The organism is Streptomyces sp. NPDC006283, assembly GCF_040613325.1.
Lineage (GTDB): Bacteria > Actinomycetota > Actinomycetes > Streptomycetales > Streptomycetaceae > Streptomyces.
This window is the reverse complement of the sequence record NZ_JBEXRZ010000039.1, coordinates 1-20,394: the sequence shown is the minus strand read 5'-3', so window position 1 is coordinate 20,394 and position 20,394 is coordinate 1. Positions and strand designations below refer to the sequence as shown.

Here is a 20,394-nt window from a genome sequence, read left to right as displayed (position 1 = left end):
TCCCTTCGAACGGTGGTGTTCGCTCCGGTCGTTCACCGGCCGCGCAGCTCCCTCACGAAGGAGCCGAACTCCTCGACGGGGTCGCGGCCCTGGGCCAGGGCGTCTGCGATGCGGGCCACGCCGACGCTGCCGACGACGGCGGCATCGGCGCCGAGCTCCTCCAACAGCGCGATGTCGGCGCGGGACTTGACGCCGAAGCCGACGGCGACGGGCACGGAGGCGGTGGCGTGCAGGTCGGCGATGGAGCGGGCGAGCCGGTCGCGGTCGAGGGCGGCGGCGGTGCCGCTGCGGCCGTAGTGGGCGACCAGGTACAGGTAGGCGGAGGCGTGTGCGGCGGCCTCTGCGACGGCGTCGGGTTTGGAGACGGCGTAGCAGGTGGTGACCAGCGGCAGCCCTGCGGTGTGCGCGGCCTCGTAGTGGGCGCCTCGTAGCCTGGGCGGCACGCCGTGCAGCAGCAGCCCGTCGCAGCCCGCGTCGCGCACGGCGGCGGCGAAGTCGCCGGGGGCGGTGCCCTTGACGGTGTGGCTGAAGTCGGCGAGCAGCGCGATGCGCAGGTTTTTCAGGCCGGGGCGGATGCGGGCGACTGTGGCGAGGACGGCGGGCAGGTCGGTGCCGGCGGCCAGTGCCCGGTCGGCGGAGGCGCGGATGACGGGCCCGTCGGTGACGGAGCCGGGGAACGGGACGGCCAGTTCGAGGCAGTCGACGTCGCTCTCGTCGAGCAGGGCGGCCAGGTCGGGCAGCCGCTCCAGCGGCGGGTCACCGGCGTTGAGGAACAGGGCCAGGCCGGGCCGGCCGGGCCGTACGCGGGTGAAGAAGCCGTCGGCGTCGGGGCCCGGGCCGCCGGGGGCGGGGCGGCGGTCGCCGGTGCCGGGGGCGGGGCGGGGGTCGCCGGTGCCGGGGGCGGGGCGGGGGTCAGACATGGGCCACCTCCGTGGCGCGTCGCAGCCGGTCGACCAGGGCGAGGGCCGAGCCGTCGGTCACCACCGCGCGGGCGCCGCGCAGGGCCTGGTGCCAGTCGCCGGTGAGACGGCCGGCGACGGCGAGGGCCGCCGCGTTGAGGCAGACGGCGTCCTCGGCGGCCGGCCGGCCGCGGCCGGCGAGCAGATCCAGGACGTCCTGGACGGGGTCGTCGCCCGGCCGTAGGTCCGAGAGGGCGCCGGGGCGCAGGCCGAGTGCGGCGCCCGCGAGGGTGAACTCGTCCTCGCCGCCGCCCTCGTAGGTGCGCACCAGGTTGGTGGTGAAGCCGATCAGTTCGTCGGCGCCGGTGTCGTTGGTGGCGAGCCACACGGACCGGCCGGTGCGGCGGGCGGTGTGCTCGGCGGCGTGCCGCAGACCGGTGACGAGCCGGGGATCGGAGATGCCGGTGAGCTGGGCGGCCACCGGCATGTCGGCGAGGAACGGGCCGACGGCGTTGACGAAACGGCCCAGCCGGCGGATGTCGAGCGGCAGCACGCTGCGGGCGAGCAGGCCCAGTTCGGCCGGGTAGACGAACGGGCCGGCGAACGCGATACCGCACCGCTCGAGCATGTCGTGGGTCTGCTCGTAGGACGACGTCGTCTCGATGCCCAGGCGTTCGAGGAGGTCGAGGGAGCCGAGCCGGGAGGTGTAGGCGCGGGAGCCGGTCTTGACGACGCGGGTGCCCATCGCGGCGGCGGTCAGAGCTGCGGCGGTGGAGATGTTGAGGGTGCTCGGGCCGCCGCCGGTGCCGACGATGTTGACGACGCCGTCGAAATGGGGGCGTCCGGCGCCCTGTTCGGGGCGGCGTTCGGCGAGCGAGTCGAGCAGCGCGGTCAGGGTGGCGCGGCCGGGCATCTGCGTGGACAGGGACGCGAGCAGCGCCACGCTCTCGCCCCGGCGCAGCGCGCCGTCGCCCAGCCGGTCCCAGAACGAGTGCCACTGGGGCGCTTCGACGGGCCGGTCCTGGGCGATCAGGGCGGCGACGGCGTCGTGCATGACTACGCGGCCTCCGCCCGGGCGCGGGTGGCCTCGGCGACGAACGCCTCGATGGCCGCGACGGAGTGGAAGGACTCCGGGTCCAGGTCCACGTTGTCGGTGTTGATGCCGTAGCGGTCCTCCAGCCAGGCGATCACCTTGAGCAGGCCGAGGCTGTCGATGACGCCGCCCTCCAGCAGGTCGTGGTGGTCGTCCAGTTCCTGTGCGGGCGTGTCGGGCAGGAACTCCTCGACGAGGAACTCCTTGATGGCCTGGGCCTGAGCCTGGGCGTGGGGCATGTCAGTTCTCCTTGGTGAAGTGGTCCTTCACGACACGGTCGCGGTCGACCTTGCCGGTGGAGGTCCTGGGCAGCGGCTCGTCGGTGAAGCGCAGCGCCGAGGGAATGGCGGCTCTCGGCAGGCCGCGTGCCAGATATCCGCGCAGTGTCAGGCTGTTGAGCGTGCTGCCCGGGGTGCGGCGCGCCACGGCGTGCAGCAGCCGGCCGGCCACCGGGTCGGGCAGGGCCAGGACGGCGGCCTCACTGACGTCGGGGTGGGCGAGCAGGACGTGCTCGACCTCCTGGACGTTGATGCGCACGCCGCGGACCTTGACCTGGAAGTCGGTGCGGCCGGCGAGGGTCAGGACGCCGTCGGTGCTGCGGTGCACCAGGTCGCCGGTGCGGTACCAGCGCCGGTTGTCGGCGCCGGTGGGGTGGGGCACGAACACGGGCCGGGCGGCGGCCGCGCCGAGGTAGCCGTCGGTCTGGAACGGTGTGGTGACCCACAACTCGCCGCTGCCGGGGCCTTCCAGGACTTCGCCGCCGTCGGTGACGACGAGCGCGTCGGCGCCGGGCAGCGGACGGCCCAGCGGCAGCGGCGCGCCGGATTCGGCCTGCGCGTCAGTGATCTCGTGTACGAAGCTGTCGTTGGTTTCGGTGCAGCCGTAGATGTTGTGCAGCCGCGCGTTCGGGAACAGGGCCGGCAGTTCGGCCAGGACCGGCCCGGGCAGGGCGTCGCCGGTCGTCATCGCGTGGCGCACGGCGGGCAGGGCGGTGATGCCCTGTTCGCGGGCGGCGTCGGTGACCAGGCGGTGGAACATGGGCACGGCCTGGACGACGTGGATGTCGTGGCGGTCCAGCGTCTCCAGCAGATGCCGGCCGCTCATGGCCTGGTCGGGGTCGACGAGGACGACACGTCCGCCGTGGGCGAGGGTGGTCCACACGTCGAGCAGACACAGGTCGAAGTTGAGCGGCGCGTAGTTGAGGACGTTCGTGCCGGGCACGATCCCGAACGCGCCGGCGGCCCAGGCGCTGAACCGGTCGATCGCGCCGGTGGAGATGGGCACGATCTTGGGCAGCCCGGTCGACCCGGAGGTGGTCAGCAGCAGCGCGGGCGCGGCGGGGTCGGGGGCCGGCGTGTCGCTCCGGCCGACGGGGGTGACGTCCGGCGTGTCGTCGGCCGTGTCGTACGTCTTGCCGTACGCCGTGGCAGCAGGCCGGTCGTCCGGCTTGTCGGGCAGGGGGACGGCACCGGCCTGCTCGTACAGCTGCTCCGTCACGTCCTTGCCGAGCGTCGCCGACGGCAGCAGCACCGGGCGGCGCTCCAGCAGGCAGGCGAGGACCACGGCGATCGTGTCGGGCGACTTGACGGCCGGGACGCCGACGGGCCCCCGGCCGGGCGTGTCCGCGACGCGGGCCCTCTCCCGCTCGGCGCGCCGCCACAGGGCGCCGTAGCTGATCTCGTCGCCGTGCCACACGAGCGCCGCCGCCTGCGGTGCGCGGCGCGCCTGATCCCGGATTCCCTCGACGAGCGTGCCGCCACTCATGGGCCGCGCCCCCTCCCGCTCCTCGCACTGGCGAAAACCTGTCGGCCTCGATGGTGGTTTCGCGCGCTGGAGGATCGCCGGAGCCGTGGGGCATGAGGGACACGCGGGCGTCCCGCAGGGTCACTCGCGGCCGTGGACGGGTACGGGCCTGTCCTGGCGAGCGGGTGCACCCGGCCGCGGGCCACCCCTGACGGTTGAGACCCGGGGCGCCGCCGCCCGGTGCGGGAACAGCAGGGTCACGGGGGAAGTTGACGGGGCATGGCTGTCATCCACAACACCACCATGACGCCCGGCAAGCTGGAGCTTCTCGCGGCCTGGCTTCCCTCGCAGTCGTGGTACCGCGGCTCGACGCGTGAGCCGGCACTGACCAAGGCCGGCGGTTTCCGGCTGGACGACCCGCAGGGCGAGGTGGGCATCGAGTTCATGGTCGTCACGGACACGTCCGGCGATCGCCCGGTGGCGTATCACATACCGCTCACCTACCGCGGCGCACCGCTCGACGGAGCCGACGAAGCGCTGATCGGCACGTCCGAGCACGGAGTGCTGGGCAAGCGGTGGCTGTACGACGGGACGCACGACCCGGTCCTCGTCGCCGAGTTGCTCGCCTGCCTCCAGGGCCGCGCCGAGCCACAGGCCCAGAGCGTCACCGACACCCCCGACCCGTCCGTCACCTCTCGCTTCACCGGTCCCGGCTTCTCGACCACGGTCAGGTCGGCGGTCGTCGCCGACGGGAGGCACGGCACCGACGTCGTCGTGGAAACCACCGCGCGAGGCATGGAGCCGGCGGGCGCGGTGACGCTCACGGTCACGCGCGTCCTGCGACCGGACCCGCAGCCCCAGGCCGGTACGGCCGAGGCCCGCGGCCACCTCACGGCCGGCTGGCGCTCGCCGGACGGCACCGAGAACCGGGGCTCGTTCGCCGTCCTGCGGGACACGCCGCGCTGAACGGGCCGGCAGGCCGGTCGCGGCCGGCCCGGCAGGGCTGCGACAGGCAGCGATTCCCGTTTTCCTGCGGACCGCGTCCGTCATCGGCCAAAGCTCGACGCTCGCGGTGGCCGGCCGCCGAAGTTCGACGAGACCGACTACCGCGAGCGCCCTGGGGTCGAATGCGGCATCAATCAACTCAAGCGCCACAGCGCGATCGCCATGAGTAACGACATGTCTGCCGCCCGCTACGAGGCGGCCGTGCTGGTCGCAGTCCTCGACGAGTGGCTGTGACCAGCACTTTCACACCATGCCCTAGGCGGCTCAGCCTTGCTGCTGCTGCTGCTGTTGCTGCTGTTGCTGTTGCTGTTGCTGTTGCTGTTGCTGCTGCTGTTGTTGTTGCTGTTGCTGCTGCTGCTGCTGCTGTTGCTGTTGCTGTTGCTGTTGCTGTTGCTGCTGCTGCTGTTGCTGCTGCTGCTGCTGCTGCTGCTGCTGCTGACCCTGGCGGCCACCCTGCTGCTGTTGCTGTTGCTGTTGCTGCTGTTGCTGCTGTTGCTGCTGTTGTTGTTGTTGTTGTTGTTGCTGCTGCTGCTGCTGCTGCTGTTGTTGCTGTTGCTGCTGCTGCTGCTGTTGCTGTTGCTGCTGCTGCTGCTGCTGCCGACCCTGGCGGCCACCCTGCTGCTGTTGCTGCTGTTGCTGCTGCTGCCGCCGTGGCGGACAAGGCTGCATCGGGTCGGAGGTCGTGGCCGTGGATGCCTTCTCAGGGGCCGCTGCCACCACAGCAGCTGGGGGTGAAGCACCGTACGTTTCCCCGACGAAACCCGCCGGGAACGCCAGAGCAGCGATGAGCGCTGGGGTGAGCCGGATGAGGTACCGCTTGCCACGCATAACCTTTCTCCCTTCGACCACCAAACGAAAGACAGTCGTTCTTCATTACCGGCGCCCTTTGTCAGCACCACGTAACGGTCGAACGCCGCAGCAGCAGGATCACACGCGGCACAACACGCATCAAGAAACCGACTATCATAGGAGTAGAGGTCATCGGCAACAACCGTCCGCAATAGCCGTCGACAGCGATAACGGCGCTCGATGACCACCAACGGCTGTCGAGAGCTGCGTACTTCATCTCAGCGGCCACGGAATTATAAGTCCAGGAAACGTGGTTCACCACTCCAGCATGTGTCCCCACTCATTGGGGGACATGAGCGCTGCCGGGGAGGCCCGCCTGTCGGATCTGATGGGGACAGGGCGCACAGACATGGCGCACAGAACCTCCTCGCCGGCCGCCTGGCGGCCTGGCGAGGAGGTCCCACCAATCTTTACCCGCACAAGCTGGAAACGGCCTCTCAGCGCCGCGCGTGGGCACGAATTGCTCGACGCTCCCAGCTGACAGCTGACAGCTGACAGCTGACAGCTGACAGCCGACCGGACGGTTACCTTGCACGTCCGTCAGTGGTTGTTCTTTCCCGCTGTCCCATCGAGCCCGGTCCCGACGAGCGGCAAGGTCGGAGCCTGCACGCGGTGGTACCGCAGGGAAAGCGCCATCAGCTTGTTCTCGGTGCCGGTGCCCGGTTGGGGGATCTCCAGAATGACCCGTCGGCCTGAGCGGTCGTCGACCACGAGCACGGTCTCCTCGAGCATCATGCGACCGACGAAGGGATGCTTAACCTCCCGGGTGGTGACGCGATGCCTTTCGATTTCATGCTGCCGCCACCATGTGCGGAAGTCCTCGCTGTTCTGGCTCAGTTCGCCGACCAGCGTGGTGAACCACGATTCGTGGACGTAGAGTCCGGTTGCCGCGCGGAACTCGGCCAGTACCGAGCGGGCGCTCGGCTCCCAGTTCTGAATCAGTTCGCGCATGTGATCGCCGAAGAAGAGCCACAGCAAATGGCGTTGCTCCGGGGGCATTTGGGCAAGGTCGCCGTAGACATCGGTTCTTGCCTGGTTCCAGGCGAGAATATTGAACCGGGGGCCGAGGGCGAATGCCGGATGCGGAAGCTGGCTGTCCAGGATGCGCTGGAGCGCGGGAGGTACACCATCCGCGGGTATGTTCGCGCTGGAACGCGCATCCTCGTTCGCCAGGGCCAGAAGGTAGTCGCGCTCTTCGGCGTTGAGGCGAAGGGCCACGGCCAGTGAGTTGAGGACGTGGTCGGAGACCCTGATGTTCCGAGCCTGTTCGAGCCAGGAGTACCACGATGAGCTGATGCCCGCCAGGTCGGCGACGTCTTCCCGGCGCAGGCCGGGCGTTCTCCGCGAAGTTCGTGGCGGAAGGCCGACCTCTTCCGGCTGAAGGGCCAGCCGGCGCGTTTTCAGGAAGTCTGCGAGCTCCGCTCGCCGTTGGTCGTAATTCATCCGTCGTTCCCTCTGCGACTGGTGCGGATGGTTATTACCGAAGACCCCTACTCATAGGATAGTCGGTTTCCTGATGCGTGCCTTGCCACGGAGGCTCCCTCCGGAGGCGGCATTCGACCCGTTCCCAGCGGGATTTGCCGGGCGAGCGTGCTGCGCCCCGGGGTTCAGTAGCGGCCGGATCGTCGGCTGGGCGTGCCTGAGCAAGACCGGCAACTGCCGCCTGTGTGACCTGATTCCGGGCGACTGGCTCGTCGCCGGCGCTGAGGGTGTCGCATGGGCGCAGGGCAGCCCCCACGACGGCAGTCGTGGGGGCTGCTGCCGGTCCCCCGCCGTCGGTGGCGCTGCCCTGCCCTCGGCGGCGACGTCGCCGAGGTCGCGGTTGCTCACACGCGGCGGTGGACGGGCTCGGTCTGTTTCTCGGTTATCAGCTGTACGGGTCTCAGGCCCCGCGTCCACTGCACGGCGTGTTTCACGCGGTCGACCAGCCAGTGCAGTACAGCGGTCGGCAGGAAGAACGCATCCGCCGTGATCATCGCCAGTGCGAAGAACGGCAGGCCGAGCAGAACCCCGATACCCACGTGCATGAACATCATGATCGCGACCATCACGGTCCGCGCACGGCTGTTGAAAAGCATGAAGGGGAAGGCGACTTCGGCGATCACCGTGCCGTAGGTCATCAGCAGGACGATCAGGCTGCTGCTCGCGAGGGCGTGGGACAGCGCGGGCCACGGCGTGACGTTGTCGAGGTGCAGGATGTAGTGCATCGCCGTGCCGTCCTGCCATTGGAGCCCCTGGATCTTGTACCAGCCGGAGACCGCGTAGATCAGGCACACTTGGATCGCGACCGTGAGCAGCGCACCGGCGTGCACCACGTTGCCGACCATCTCCATCACGGTGCGCGGTTCCCCGGGGGCGTAGCGCCGCACCGCCCACCAGGCCAGCTGCGCGAGGACGAAGCCCCAGAGCAGCAACGCCCAGCCCGTGCTCAGTTGGCCCAGTGCGGTGACCAGGACGAGCACGGCGGTGAAGAAGGCCCACAGGGCGATCTCGACCACGTCCCGGCCGTCGTCGCGGCTGTCCGCGGAGCGCCGGGCGTCCAGGGACCAGACCCGGCCGCAGCGGGCGAACACCAGGTAGATCGCCATGATGTGGAGGACGTTGTCGCCGCCGTTGCCCACGAAGGAGTTCCGGTTCTGGATCGCCAGCACACCGAGCATGAACAGCAGCGAGGCGGTACGGGTCCGCCAGCCGACGAGCATCATCACCGCCGCGGCGATCGCCGCCAGGTAGACGATCTCGAACCACAGCCGGCCGTCGTGCCACATGAGCACGCTGAAGCCACCGTTCGAGGCATTCCATTCCCGGGCCATGTCCCAGCTCCACGGGCTGCCGGGCCCGTAGAGCTCGTGGCGGTGCACCCACTCACGCAGCAGCAGGGCGAGCCAGGTGAGCGAGAAGCCGATCCGGATGACGGCCGCCTGGTAGGGCGCGACGGGACCGCTGGTGATACGCACGACGCCCTGCCGGCCTGCGGCGCCGATGCGGTCCCACAGGCTGGCACGAGGGGGCCGTGCGGATTCACGGCCGGAGGTCGCCGGAGAGTAGTCGGTCACAGGAAGTCCTCCCCCTTGACGGTCCACCACGGCTCGACCAGATAGCCGGTCTGGGTGTTGACGTACTGATCGCTCCACGGAGGCGCCGCGATGGGCGTGCTGGCCGAGCGCAGCTGTATGGCCTGGACGGTTCCACCGCTGACGTACGGTCCGAAACGATGGGCAGCGATCCGCAACAGGTACTGCTGCATCAGTTCTCCGTACAGGCCCGTCGGGCGGCCCTTGTCATCGAGCGTGGAGACGAAACCGTCCCATGCGGAGCGGAGTTGGTTCTGTTGCGTTTGGCTGGGGAGAGGATTGTGTTTGATCCACGCCTCGTCCAGCGCGGTCAGGTCGACCCATCCGGTGGTGAACGGTTCCCCGTTGGGCCGCATGACCTTCACGCGCGCCTGCACGTGGATGTTGGTCGACATCGGGTCGGGGGCGAAGAGCTGCCAGTTCTGTGTGAATTCGGGGTTGATGTACTTGCCGATGCCGACGACGTGCTGTCGGGAGAGCGAATTGGAGGGGGCGGAATTGAGGAAGAGCATCGCCGAGTGCACGGCGACCGCGATCAGGACACCCACCACCGAGAGTGTGATGACGATGAGCGACACCGGTGAGAGGCCTGACATCCCGCTCGGTCCGCCGGCATGGTCCGCCGGCGATCCTTCGGGCTGAGCCGCGTCTTCCGGAGCTTGTCCGGTGGGCGTCCAGTGGTCCGGTGGTGCCTCGCCCGTGGTCCTCACATCGGGCGGTCGCATGGCGTTCCCGGTCCGACGCTCTGCCATATCTGCTTCTTCATGATCATCCTCGCGAGAAATATCGAGTGACCCTGATGGGGAAGCCGTGCACGATTCGTGGTCGCCACCGTCGATTCGGTGACGTGAAACTGCACGTGGGCGCGCTGGCGCGCGGCCGTTGTACGACGCGACTCCATGCCCTTGGCGTACCCGGAAGAATGACCGGTCCTTCGTGCACCGGACCGGCTCGCAGGGAACTGCCTCCGGGACTTCTCGATCGAGTCGGTTGCCGGTCGAGCCGTAGCACCGCGCGAGCTGGGCCAGATCTTCCCTTCGGTGAGATCTACTCCTTCTGCGCAGGCAGTCCAAATACGAATTTACTGTGTTCTCAGTGATGTTCAACTCGGCGGCGGGCTCTGCCGCCGAGTTGGGAGCATCACGGAGAGCTCCGGGATCTCGCAGCCGGTGACGACGAGGCCGTGCGGTCCGGCGGCGGCCCCCTCAGGACCGGGCGGGCACCGGCCACCCGGTGCGTACCGCTTCCGGCAGGGCGTTCAGCGCTGCCCGGAGCGAGGCCACCGCTTCCGCATGACGTCGGGGATCGTCATGCCCCCAGGAGTTCGGTGAGGGCGACGGCCGGGTCGGTGTCCGGGGGGCCGGCGGGCCACCAGATGCCGGAGCGGTCGCGGTAGGGGTACCAGCGGCCGTCGCGGCCCTGGCGGAGCTGGAGGCCGCGGCCGGTCAGGGTCCAGTGGTTGCCGTCCACCGCCAGGGGTGGCAGGTCGTCGTCCCAGCCGGCGGCGAGGGCGGTGCGGGCGCGGGCGGTGTCCTGTTCGGAGGGGGTCCAGGGGTGTTCGAGGACCTCCAGGCCGGCCGGGCCGCCGGTGCGCCAGGCCTCGGCGGCGCGGTCCAGGTCGTCGGGGCGGGTGCAGGCCTCGCGCAGCCGGGCCGGGACGCGCGGGTCGGGGTGGGTGGCGGCGATGCGGACCGTGTCGTGCCACTCGTCGAGCGGCGGGGCCGGTGCCTCGCCGAACCCGGCGATGTGGGCGAGCAGTTCACGCGCGCGCACGGCGGCGTCGGCGACGAGCCGTTCCAGTGGGTCGGCCTCGATGCCGGTGACCGGTTCGCCGCCGGAGGCCGGCGGTTCGGGCAGCGGTGGGAGGGCGGGCAGCGCGACGGCGGGGCGGGTGTAGGCCTCGCGGTTGCTCTCGTAGGTCTCCTGGGGTTCCTGGTCCTGCGTCTCGGGCTCGTCGGAGTCCGCGTCGATGTCGTTGTCGTCGTCCGTGGCGGTCATCGCCCGCAGCAGCAGGACCGACTTCAGTTCGTCGAGGGCCTGTGCGGTGTCCCGGCCGCGGATCAGGAGCAGCAGCCAGGGGTCTTCGTCGAGGAGCCAGGACAGCTGGTAGCTCAGTGCCGTGGCGTGCGGGCAGGGGTGGTCGAGCGCGTCGCAGTCGCAGTCCGCGTCCAGGTCGCCGTATCCGGGCAGCAGCCGCAGGCGGGCGTCCTCGACCGCTTCGAGGAGGTCCTCGGGCAGTTCGCCCTCGAGCAGCGCCTCGGTCTCCGCGGGCCGGTCGGCGGTCCTCTCCCACAAGAGGTCCCACTCGTCGTCGTCCCAGGCCTTGAGGGTGAGGGTGGTGGTGTGGGCGGCGTCGCCGCCGTAGACCTCGGCGGCGACGCGGCCGGCGCTGACGGTGATGGGGCCGATGCGGCCGGTGCGGGAGAAGGCGCGGCCCTTCTTCAGAGGCTCCTCCTCCGGCCAGGTGTCCTCGACGGCCTGGGTCCACTGGGCGGCCCAGAACGACTGGCCGCGGGCGCGGCCGCCCTTGCGGGCCGGGAAGGCGGGAAAGCCGCGGGCGCCGCTCGCCTCGGGATCACGCATCAGATGCTCCTCAGTTCGACCAGGTTGGCCAGCTCGTCGTTGGTCAGTTCCGTCAGGGCCTGTTCGCCGGAGCCGAGGACGGCGTCCGCGAGTTCCTTCTTGGACTCGAGGAGGGCGGCGATACGGTCCTCGATGGTGCCTTCGGCGATCATCTTGTGGACCTGGACGGTTCTGGTCTGGCCGATGCGGTAGGCGCGGTCGGTGGCCTGGGCCTCCACGGCCGGGTTCCACCAGCGGTCGTAGTGGACGACGTGGTCGGCGCGGGTGAGGTTGAGTCCGGTGCCGGCGGCCTTCAGCGACAGCAGGAAGACGGGGATGTCGCCGTCCTGGAAGCGTTGGACGAGTTCCTCGCGGCGGGGCACGGGGGTGCCGCCGTGCAGCAGCTGGGCGCCGATGCCGCGGGTGCGCAGGTGCCGCTCGAGGAGTTTGGCCATGGCGACGTACTGGGTGAACACCAGTGCCGCGCCGCCCTCGGCGGTGATGGTGTCGAGGAGTTCGTCGAGGAGTTCGAGCTTCCCGGAGCGGCCGGACAAGGCCGTGGTGCCCGGCCCCTGGGCGTCTTCCTTCAGGAAGTGGGCGGGGTGGTTGCAGATCTGCTTCAGGCCGGTGAGGAGTTTGAGGACCAGGCCGCTGCGGGCGATGCCCTGGCTGGCGCGGATCTGGGCCATGACGTCGTCGACGTGTTTGCGGTAGAGGGTGGACTGTTCGGCGGTGAGGGCGACGGGCCGGTCGGTCTCGGTCTTGGGCGGCAGTTCGGGTGCGATGCCCGGGTCGGACTTGCGGCGGCGCAGCAGGAACGGCTTCACCAGGCCGGCCAGGCGGCGGGCGGTGGGGTGCTCGCCGGCGGCGTCGGCGCGTTCGGCGTCGATGGGGGCGATCCAGCGGCGGCGGAAGTGGCCGTGGGTGCCGAGCAGTCCGGGGGTGGTCCAGTCCAGGACGGCCCACAGTTCGGAGAGGCTGTTCTCCACGGGGGTGCCGGTCAGGGCGATCTTCGCGTCGGCGGGGATCAGGCGCAGGGCCTTGGCGGTGCCGGAGAGCGGGTTCTTGACGTGCTGGGCCTCGTCGGCGACGACCATGCTCCATCGGTGGGCGCCCAGGTGTTCGGCGTCCAGGCGCATGGTGCCGTAGGTGGTCAGGACGAAGCCGTCGTCGGCGCCCTCGAGGGTGCGGCCGGTGCCGTGGTAGCGGCGCACGGGTGTGCCGGGGGCGAATCTGCCGATCTCGCGCTGCCAGTTACCCAGCAGGGAGGCGGGGCACACGACGAGGGTCGGGCCGCGGGTGTCGTCGTGTTCCTGGCGCAGCAGGTGGAGGGCGATGAGCTGGATGGTCTTGCCCAGGCCCATGTCGTCGGCGAGGCAGCCGCCGAGGCCGAGGGAGGTCATGCGTTCGAGCCAGCGCAGGCCGCGCAGTTGGTAGTCGCGCAGGGTCGCGGCCAGCGCTTCGGGCTGGTGCAGGGGTTCGGTTCCGCCGTCGGGGTCGGCGAGGCGGGCGCGCAGGGCCAGCAGCCAGTCGCTGGGGGCGACCGGGACCTGTTCGGTGCCGATGCGGGTGTGGCCGGTGAGGGCGACGGCGAGGGCTTCGATGGCGGTCAGCGGTCCGAGGTCGCGTTCGCGGGCCTTGCGGGCGAGGTCGGCGCCGACGAGGGTCCAGCGGCCGCGGAGGTGGACGACGGGGCGGCCCGCGTCGGCGACGTGGGCCGTCTCGTCCTCGGTGAGCGGCTCGCCGTCGAGGGCGAGCTGCCAGCGCAGGTCGACGGTGCCGTCGCCGCCGAGGAAGGAACGCAGGTCGGCGGGCGGGACACGGTCGGCGCCGACGATCGCGCGGGCGGTCAGGGACCGGGCGGCGCCTTCGGGCCAGTGGACGTCGATGCCGTGGGCGCGCAGGCGGGCCGCGCCGGTGCCGATCAGGTCGGTCGTCTCCCGGTCGGTCAGCGCCAGGGCGGACGGTACGGGCAGCAGTCGCTCCAGCGGCTCCCACACGCCGGCGGCCCGGCGCAGGGCGAGGACGGTGTCGCTCTGGGCGCGCGGGCCCAGCGCGTGGTCGGCGCTGGCGAACAGTTCGCCCGCGTCCAGCGCGAGGGTGGGGTCGGCGAGGCTGTGGGCGCGCGGGACGAGGTGCAGGGCGGGCGGTCCGTCGGCGGTGTCGGCGAGGTCGACGTGCAGGGACACCCGTACGCCGGAGTCGAGTCCGGCGGAGATCTCCTCGGCCCAGGCGCGCAGTTGCGGCACGTGCTGGGGTGCGGTGGCGGAGAACGCGGCCCGCCCGGTGGCGGCCGGGGCGGCGGCGGTGCGCGGCAGCGTGTCGGCGACGGCGTCGAGGAAGGCGCGCAGCAGGCCGGTCGTGTCGCTGCCTGGGGCGGCGACGGCCTCGCCGGGGGCGGCCCGGGCGAGCTCGCGCAGCCGCAGGACGTCCTCGGAGTCGAGCGGCCCGGCGCGCCAGGTGTCGTAGCCGCCGGCGGACACGCCGGGCAGCAGCCGTTCCCGGGCGGCCAGGTGCAGTCCGAGGGCGGCGGCTGCCCCCCAGAACGCGGCGGCCCGGTGCACGCCGGCGCCGTCGTGGCCGTAGCGGCGGCGTGCCTCGATCAGGGCCGGGAGCGCTGCGGCGAGGGGCAGGCGCACGGCGGGCAGGGTGCGCAGGGCGACGCCGCCGTCGTGCGGGACGACGAGAGTGACCTCGCCCGCCTCGCCGGCCTCCCCCGCCGCCTCGTGAGGCGGCGGGGCGCCGTCCGGGTTCCAGAAGACGAGGCGGCCCGTGCGCGCCGGGTCCCCCGCCTCGAAGACCACCGCGCACTGCGCCAGCAGTCCGGCCTGCTCAGGCGCCAACCACACCATGCGTCCTGCTCTCTCTTGCTGTTCTCTTGTGTCTCGTCGTTGGTGCTGCGGGTTCGTCGTGACGTCGGTGATCAGCTTGTCAGGTTGCGGAAGCGGCGCACCGACAAAGGGAAGAAGATCGCGCACAGGATGACGGGCCACACCACGGCCATCAGCAGCGCGTGCTGCGCGATCCAGGAGTCTCCGCCGAAGCCCGGGTTGCCGAACAGTTCCCGCACCGCGAGCACCGTGGAGGACAACGGATTCCACTCGGCGATCGTGCCCAGCCAGCCCGGCATCGTCGACGGTGCGACGAACGCGCTGGTGAGGAAGCCGATCGGGAACTCCAGGGTCTGCACCATGGTGATGCCCTCGGGGCCCTTCATCAGCAGTCCGAGGTAGATGCCCGCCCACACCAGGGCGAAGCGCAGCAGCAGCAACAGGCCCACGGCGAGGGTGGTTTCGCCGAGGGTGCCGTGTGCGTCCCAGCCGATGGCGAGGCCGGTGGCGAACAGGACGGCCAGGGCCAGCAGGGAGGAGAGCATGTCGGTCACGGCGCGTCCGACGACCACGGCGGAGGGGGCCATGGGCATGGTGCGGAAGCGGGAGGTGACGCCCCGGTTCTTGTCGGCGGCGACGGCGGTGACCGTCTCGCCCATGCCGAAGACCATCGTCATGACGAACATGCCGGGCACCAGGAACTCGCGGTAGTTTCCGCCGCCGGGCACCTGCATGGCGCCGCCGAAGAAGTACCCGAACATCAGCACCATCATGACGGGGAAGGCCAACGACCCGATGAGGGTGCCCGGTTCGCGTACCCAGTGGGTCAGGCCGCGCAGGGTGACGGTCCAGCCGTCGGCGACCGCCCAGCGCAGCCGGGCGAGCGGGGTGCGCGCGATGACCGGGGCGAGGCCCTGGCCCAGCGGGCGGGGTGCGGTGATGCTCATGCCGCCACCGCCTCTCGGCCGGCCGCCGGCGCGTCCGTGCCGGTGCCGGTCAGGTGCAGGAACACCTCGTCGAGGGTGGGGCGGCGCAGCGCGATGTCCTCGGCGGCCACGCCGGCCGCGTCCAGGGCGCGGACGATCTCGGCGAGCGCGGCGGCGCGGTCCGTGACGGGTGCGCTGACGCGGCGGGTGTCGGGGTCGGTGTCCGGCTCGCCGGCGCCCACGCGCGCCAGCGCGGCCGCGGCGGCGGGCAGTTGGTCGGCGCGGCGCACGACGACGTCGATGCGGTCGCCGCCGATGCGGCTCTTGAGCTCGTCGGGCGTGCCCTCGGCGATGACCTTGCCGGAGTCGATGACGGAGACGGAGTGGGCGAGCTGGTCGGCCTCCTCCAGGTACTGGGTGGTCAGCAGCACGGTGGTGCCGACCTCGACGAGGCTGCGGACCGCCTCCCACACCTCGCCGCGGCTGCGCGGGTCGAGGCCGGTGGTCGGCTCGTCCAGGAACAGCACCGGCGGGGCGAGCACCATGCTGGCCGCGAGGTCCAGGCGGCGGCGCATGCCTCCCGAGTACTCCTTCAGCGGCTTCTTGCCGGTGTCGGCGAGGCGGAAGTGCTCGAGCAGTTCGTCGGCGCGGCGGCGGGCGGCGGCCGGGGACAGGTGGTGCAGGCGGCCGAACATGACGAGGTTCTGCCGTCCGCTGAGGACCTCGTCCACGGCGGCGTACTGGCCGACGAGGCCGATGCTCGCCCGCACGTCCGCTGCCTGCCGGGCGACGTCGTAGCCGGCCACCTCGGCGTGTCCGCCGTCGGCCTTCAGCAGGGTCGACAGGATGCCGACCGAGGTGGTCTTGCCCGCACCGTTGGGGCCCAGCAGGCCGTGGACGGTGCCGGCGGGCACGCGCAGGTCGAATCCGTCGAGGGCGTCACGGTCGCCGTAGCGTTTGCGCAGTCCTTCGGCGAGGACTGCCGGGCTGGTCGGATCCACGTCGGCTTCCTTACGGGTAGCGGGTATCCGGCCGAGGGTCCCAAAGCGCGCCGGAGCGCGGGCGGAGCGCCGGTCGTGCACCGGTCGACGTCCGCTCGGCATCGGGCCGAGGAGTGTTCGGGGACCGCTCGAAGGCCCGGGCGCGGACGCGGGGCGGGCGGGGTGGTTCGACGGCTGCTCTAGCGGTGGGCGGGACCGTGGCGTGCACACGAGCACGGACACGGACCCGGACTGCGGAGAAGACTGTGATCACTTTCATCAACCGGTTCAACGTCACCGGCCCCGCCGAGGAGTTCGAGGCGGCCTTCGACGAGACGTCGGCGTTCTTCGCCGCCCAGCCCGGGTTCTTGAACCACCGGCTGCTGCAGCACGTCGAGGAGCCGCACCTGTACGTGAACATCGCCGACTGGAAGGACGAGGAGTCCTTCCGTGCCGCGCTGGCCCGCCCCGAGTTCGCCGTGCACCGCACCAGGCTGCGCACGCTCAGCAGCAGCGACCCGAACCTGTACGTGCCGCTGCTGGAGCGGGTCGCGCGCTGAGCGGCCGGGGCCGTCCGAGCCGCGGCACGGCCGCGGTGCGGGCCGGGTGCGGGCCTGGTGCCGGGCCGGACGGTTCGTCGACCGGCCCTCGAGGGCCGTCGGCCAGCATGGGGCGCCGCTTGCGAAGGCAGTTCCCCTCAGGAGGACAGAGAACATGAAGATCGACGCGTGCCGTATCTGTGGCAACCGTGCGCTGCTGCCGGTGCTGGATCTGGGCTCCCAGGCCCTGACCGGTGTCTTCCCGAAGAACCGGGAGGAGACGGTGGCGTCGGTTCCGCTGGAGCTGGTCAAGTGCTCGCAGCCGGAGGGGTGCGGGCTGGTGCAGCTGCTGCACACGGCCGACTTCGACCTGATGTACGGGGACCACTACGGCTACCGTTCCGGGCTGGGCGAGTTCATGATCCGCCACCTGCAGGACAAGGTCGCCTCCCTCCTGAGGACGGTCGAGGTGCGGCCCGGCGACATCGTCGTCGACATCGGCAGCAACGACTCGACCCTGCTGCGCGGTTACCCCACGGATCCGGCGCTGCGCCCGCAGCTGGTGGGCATCGACCCGACCGGCGGCAAGTTCCGGCACCTGTATCCCGAGGATGCGGAGCTGATCACCGAGTACTTCTCGCAGAAGGTGTTCGCCGAGCGGTTCGGCAGCCGCCGCGCCAAGGTCGTCACCTCGGTCGCGATGTTCTACGACCTGCCGCGTCCCATGGAGTTCATGCAGGACGTGCACGACATCCTCGCCGACGACGGTGTCTGGCTGATGGAGCAGAGCTACATGCCGGCGATGCTCGAGGCCACCGCGTACGACGTGGTGTGCCACGAGCACCTGGAGTACTACGCGCTGGGCCAGATCGAGTGGATGGCCGAGCGGGTGGGGCTGAAGGTTGTGCGGGCGGAGCTGAACGACGTGTACGGCGGCAGTCTGTGCGCCGTGCTGGCCCGGCGGGACGCGCCCGTCGCGGTGGACGAGGCGTCGCTGGCCCGGGTGCGTGCGCACGAGACGTCGCTGGCGCTGGACACCGCGGCCCCCTACGAGGCGTTCGCCGCGCGGACCGTGCGTTTCCGTGAGGAGCTGGTGGCCTTCCTCGACGATTCACGGCGGGCGGGGAAGCTGACGCTCGGATACGGCGCGTCGACGAAGGGCAACGTGATCCTGCAGTACTGCGGGCTGAGCGAGAAGGACCTGCCGGTCATCGGCGAGGTGAACCCGGAGAAGCACGGCGCGTTCACCCCCGGCACGCACATCCCGATCGTCTCCCAGGAGGAGGCCAAGTCGCGCCGCCCCGACCAGCTGCTGGTCCTGCCGTGGATCTACCGCGACGGTTTCGTCGAGCGGGAGCGCGACTATGTGGCCGGCGGCGGCACGCTGGTCTTCCCGCTGCCCGTGCTCGACGTGGTGGGCGCAGCGCGATGACGAGCAGCACGGTGCGCACCTTTGAGACGTCCACGGCCACGGTGCGGGAGCTGGCGGTCGCCGGCGCCTTCGAGTTCACGCCGCGCGTGCACCGCGACGAGCGGGGGCTGTTCGTGTCCCCGCTGCAGGAGGAGGCGTTCCTCGCCGCGGTGGGCCACCCGTTCACGGTGGCGCAGACCAACCACAGCCGCTCGGCCCGCGGTGTGATGCGCGGGGTGCACTTCACCACGACGCCGCCCGGGCAGGCCAAATACGTGCACTGCGCGCGCGGCCGGGCCATGGACGTGGTCGTCGACATCCGTCTCGGCTCTCCGACGTTCGGGGCGTGGGACACCGTGGAGATGGACACCGAGTCGTTCCGCGCGGTGTACCTCCCCGACGGGGTGGGGCACGCGTTCTTGGCCCTGGAGGACGACACGGTGATGTCGTACCTGGTGTCCACCCCCTACCGGGCGGACCTGGAGCAGGCCGTCGACCCGCTCGACCCGGAGCTCGGCCTGCCCTGGCCCAAGGACATGTCGTTCACGCTGTCGCGGCGCGACACGGAGGCGGTCGCTCTGGCCGAGGCGCGGGCGGGCGGCATGCTGCCGCGCTACGAGGACTGCCTGGCGGCCGCGGCTGCCGCACGCCGGTGACCGGCCGGGCCGTGCCGTCGGGCGGGCGGGTGGCGGTCCTGGGCGCGACCGGCTGTGTGGGGCGGCACCTGTGTGCCGCCTTCGCGGCCGGCGGCAGCGAGGTGGTCGCCGTGGCCCGCCGCTACGCCCCGCACATCGGCGCGCACCGGTTCGTGCCCCTGGACGTCGCGGGCTGCTCGCCCGAGCAGTTGGCGGAGTTCGTGGCGGCGGAGGCGGTCGACGTCGTGGTGAACGCGACGCTCGGCTGGGGCGAGGAGGCGCACCGGGTGAACGTGGAGTTGGTGGAGCGGCTGATCGGCGCGCTGCGGCTGCTGCCGGCGGCCCGCCGCCCACGTCTGGTGCAGCTCGGCACGGTCCACGAATACGGTCCGGTGCCGCGGGGCACGCCGGTGACCGAGCGGACGGAGCCGGCGCCGGGCACGCAGTACGCGCGGGAGAAGCTGGCCGCGTCCAGGATGGTCCTGGGCGCGGCGGGCATCGACGCGGTGGTGCTGCGGATGGCGAACACGATCGGCCCGTATCCGGCGCCGGGCAGCTTCCTGGGCTCGCTGGCGGGCCGGTTCACCGCGGCGGCGGTGTCGCCGGGTGAGCGTATCGAGCTGACCGTCGCGGGCGGCGCCCGGCGCGACTACGTGGACGTGCGCGATGCGGCGGACGCGGTCGTACGGGCGGCGTTCGCCGGGCGTCTTCCGCCGGATCAGCGGCTGTTCAACATCGGCAGCGGCACCGCCCGGAGCATCGACACCCTCGTCCTGGCGCTCGCCGAGGCCTGCGCGCTGCCCGTGTCGGCGCTCGTCCTGCGGACGGGCGAGGTGGCGGCGCAGGGTGCGTCGACGGGCACCGACTGGACCTGTTTGGACGCCTCCCGGGCGCGGGCGGTGCTGGGGTGGCGGGCACGCCGGGGACCGGCGGAGTCGATGCGGGCCATGGCGGAAACGGCGGCTCGGGCGAGCTGGGCGGCGGCCTGACGCTTCGCCTCCCCCGGCCCCCGCCCGGCGGCGCGCGCGAGAAGGTGTCCAGCGCGGCTCCAGCAGCAGCCGGGATGCTTCGGCGGTGTGACGACGATTCAACGGGCACACGACGACATCCTGAAGCTGATCCTCGCCGCCGAGGGCGGCACCGAGCAGGTCGACGCCGCGATCCGCGCGGTCGGCGCCGAGCGCACCGCGGCGATGCTCGCCGACGAACTGGTGAACCGGGCCGATCTGCACGAGATCCCCGGGCCGGGCACGGCCGCGGTCGAGGTCCAGCTCGCGCTGGCCTTCGACGGCGGCACCGTGCATCACGTCGTGCGGGTCGGCAAGAGCGCCGAACACGACGCGGGCCGGGCAACGGCGCCGCACGCCACCATCGAGTCGGACCTGGCCGAGCTGCTGCGTTCGGTGCTGGGGCCGTGGCGCGGCACGGAGGCGCAGACGCTGCGGATCGTGTGGCACGACCTGGAGAACGTGGAGCGCCTCGGCGGCACCATGCATGTCTTCCCGGTCGTGCGACGGCTGGTGCGCGGTACCACCGGCCGGCACGAGGATCTGGGCGAGCTGTCGCTGCGCAACGGTTCCGACAAGTGGGGGCTGCACTTCTACACCCCGCACTACGACCGGCATTTCGGGCCGCTGCGGGACAGGCCGCTGAAGATTCTGGAGCTCGGCATCGGCGGCTACGGCAATCCCGCCTCCGGTGGCGGGTCGCTGCGCATGTGGAAGCGTTTCTTCCCGCGTGCGGTCATCTACGGTGTCGACGTGTTCGACAAGGCGCCGCTGCGTGAGCAGCGCATCCACACCGTGGAGGGCGATCTGTCGAGCGAGGAGTTCTTGCAGTCGCTGGGC

General features: G+C 71.4%; 18 protein-coding genes. 7 read left to right on the top strand and 11 right to left on the bottom strand.

All coding sequences use genetic code 11. The annotated features are described in order from the left end of the window. Positions 1-32 precede the first annotated feature (32 nt). Genes trpA through ABZ070_RS11390 form a run of 4 tightly spaced genes read right to left on the bottom strand, consistent with a single transcriptional unit; the run spans position 33 to position 3,756 of the window. A complete protein-coding gene (gene trpA, locus ABZ070_RS11405) occupies positions 33-920 on the bottom strand; it encodes a tryptophan synthase subunit alpha (protein ID WP_356632386.1) in 888 nt (295 codons plus the stop codon). Beyond that, positions 913-1,953 carry a hypothetical protein gene (locus ABZ070_RS11400; protein ID WP_356632384.1) on the bottom strand — a complete coding sequence of 347 codons (1,041 nt, stop codon included), beginning with the start codon at positions 1,951-1,953 and terminating at the stop codon, positions 913-915. The genes trpA and ABZ070_RS11400 overlap by 8 nt, the downstream gene beginning before the upstream one ends. Before the next feature lie 2 nt (positions 1,954-1,955). Beyond that, positions 1,956-2,231, bottom strand: a complete 276-nt coding sequence (locus ABZ070_RS11395; RefSeq protein ID WP_356632382.1) for an acyl carrier protein — start codon at positions 2,229-2,231, stop codon at positions 1,956-1,958. A 1-nt stretch (position 2,232) separates the two neighbouring features. Continuing rightward, positions 2,233-3,756, bottom strand: a complete 1,524-nt coding sequence (locus tag ABZ070_RS11390; protein ID WP_356632380.1) for an AMP-binding protein — start codon at positions 3,754-3,756, stop codon at positions 2,233-2,235. A gap of 258 nt (positions 3,757-4,014) precedes the next feature. On the opposite strand from ABZ070_RS11390, the gene ABZ070_RS11385 reads away from it, so the two are divergent. Together ABZ070_RS11385 and ABZ070_RS11380 are read left to right on the top strand one after the other, a co-directional pair. Beyond that, on the top strand, positions 4,015-4,701 hold the full coding sequence (locus tag ABZ070_RS11385) for a 1,4-alpha-glucan branching protein (protein ID WP_356632378.1): 687 nt from the start codon (positions 4,015-4,017) through the stop codon (positions 4,699-4,701). Between the two features lie 309 nt (positions 4,702-5,010). Beyond that, a complete protein-coding gene (locus ABZ070_RS11380) occupies positions 5,011-5,475 on the top strand; it encodes a hypothetical protein (RefSeq protein WP_356632376.1) in 465 nt (154 codons plus the stop codon). Between the two features lie 654 nt (positions 5,476-6,129). On the opposite strand, the gene ABZ070_RS11375 is transcribed toward ABZ070_RS11380, so the two are convergent. From ABZ070_RS11375 to ABZ070_RS11345, 7 genes are all read right to left on the bottom strand, one after another. Then, a complete protein-coding gene (locus ABZ070_RS11375; protein WP_356632374.1) occupies positions 6,130-7,032 on the bottom strand; it encodes a helix-turn-helix transcriptional regulator in 903 nt (300 codons plus the stop codon). A 383-nt stretch (positions 7,033-7,415) separates the two neighbouring features. Continuing rightward, a complete protein-coding gene (locus ABZ070_RS11370) occupies positions 7,416-8,645 on the bottom strand; it encodes an HTTM domain-containing protein (protein ID WP_356632373.1) in 1,230 nt (409 codons plus the stop codon). Continuing rightward, positions 8,642-9,259, bottom strand: coding sequence for a DUF5819 family protein (locus ABZ070_RS11365; protein ID WP_356632371.1), 618 nt, complete (start codon positions 9,257-9,259; stop codon positions 8,642-8,644). Before ABZ070_RS11365 ends, ABZ070_RS11370 begins: the two co-directional genes overlap by 4 nt. A 712-nt stretch (positions 9,260-9,971) precedes the next feature. Beyond that, on the bottom strand, positions 9,972-11,246 hold the full coding sequence (locus ABZ070_RS11360; RefSeq protein WP_356632369.1) for a hypothetical protein: 1,275 nt from the start codon (positions 11,244-11,246) through the stop codon (positions 9,972-9,974). Beyond that, entirely contained in the window at positions 11,246-14,077 is a 2,832-nt protein-coding gene (locus tag ABZ070_RS11355; RefSeq protein WP_356632367.1) for a DEAD/DEAH box helicase, read from the bottom strand. The genes ABZ070_RS11360 and ABZ070_RS11355 overlap by 1 nt, the downstream gene beginning before the upstream one ends. A 71-nt stretch (positions 14,078-14,148) precedes the next feature. Then, positions 14,149-15,003 (bottom strand): ABC transporter permease, encoded by an 855-nt coding sequence (locus ABZ070_RS11350; RefSeq protein WP_356632365.1) that lies wholly within the window; start codon positions 15,001-15,003, stop codon positions 14,149-14,151. Further along, positions 15,000-15,983, bottom strand: coding sequence for an ATP-binding cassette domain-containing protein (locus ABZ070_RS11345; protein ID WP_356632363.1), 984 nt, complete (start codon positions 15,981-15,983; stop codon positions 15,000-15,002). Before ABZ070_RS11345 ends, ABZ070_RS11350 begins: the two co-directional genes overlap by 4 nt. A gap of 245 nt (positions 15,984-16,228) precedes the next feature. Between ABZ070_RS11345 and ABZ070_RS11340 the strand changes: the two genes are divergently transcribed. The 5 genes from ABZ070_RS11340 to ABZ070_RS11320 form a co-directional block, all read left to right on the top strand. Beyond that, positions 16,229-16,522, top strand: coding sequence for an antibiotic biosynthesis monooxygenase family protein (locus ABZ070_RS11340; protein WP_356632361.1), 294 nt, complete (start codon positions 16,229-16,231; stop codon positions 16,520-16,522). Between the two features lie 154 nt (positions 16,523-16,676). Further along, positions 16,677-17,933: a class I SAM-dependent methyltransferase gene (locus ABZ070_RS11335; protein WP_356632359.1), complete on the top strand. Its 1,257-nt coding sequence runs from the start codon at positions 16,677-16,679 to the stop codon at positions 17,931-17,933. Beyond that, positions 17,930-18,568 (top strand): dTDP-4-dehydrorhamnose 3,5-epimerase family protein, encoded by a 639-nt coding sequence (locus tag ABZ070_RS11330; RefSeq protein WP_356632357.1) that lies wholly within the window; start codon positions 17,930-17,932, stop codon positions 18,566-18,568. The genes ABZ070_RS11335 and ABZ070_RS11330 overlap by 4 nt, the downstream gene beginning before the upstream one ends. Then, the gene (locus ABZ070_RS11325; RefSeq protein ID WP_356632355.1) at positions 18,565-19,536 is read left to right on the top strand and encodes an NAD(P)-dependent oxidoreductase; all 972 of its coding nucleotides are present in this window, start codon (positions 18,565-18,567) and stop codon (positions 19,534-19,536) included. Before ABZ070_RS11330 ends, ABZ070_RS11325 begins: the two co-directional genes overlap by 4 nt. Positions 19,537-19,623: 87 nt before the next feature. Then, a partial coding sequence (locus ABZ070_RS11320) for a hypothetical protein (protein ID WP_356632353.1) occupies positions 19,624-20,394 on the top strand: 771 nt, incomplete at its 3' end.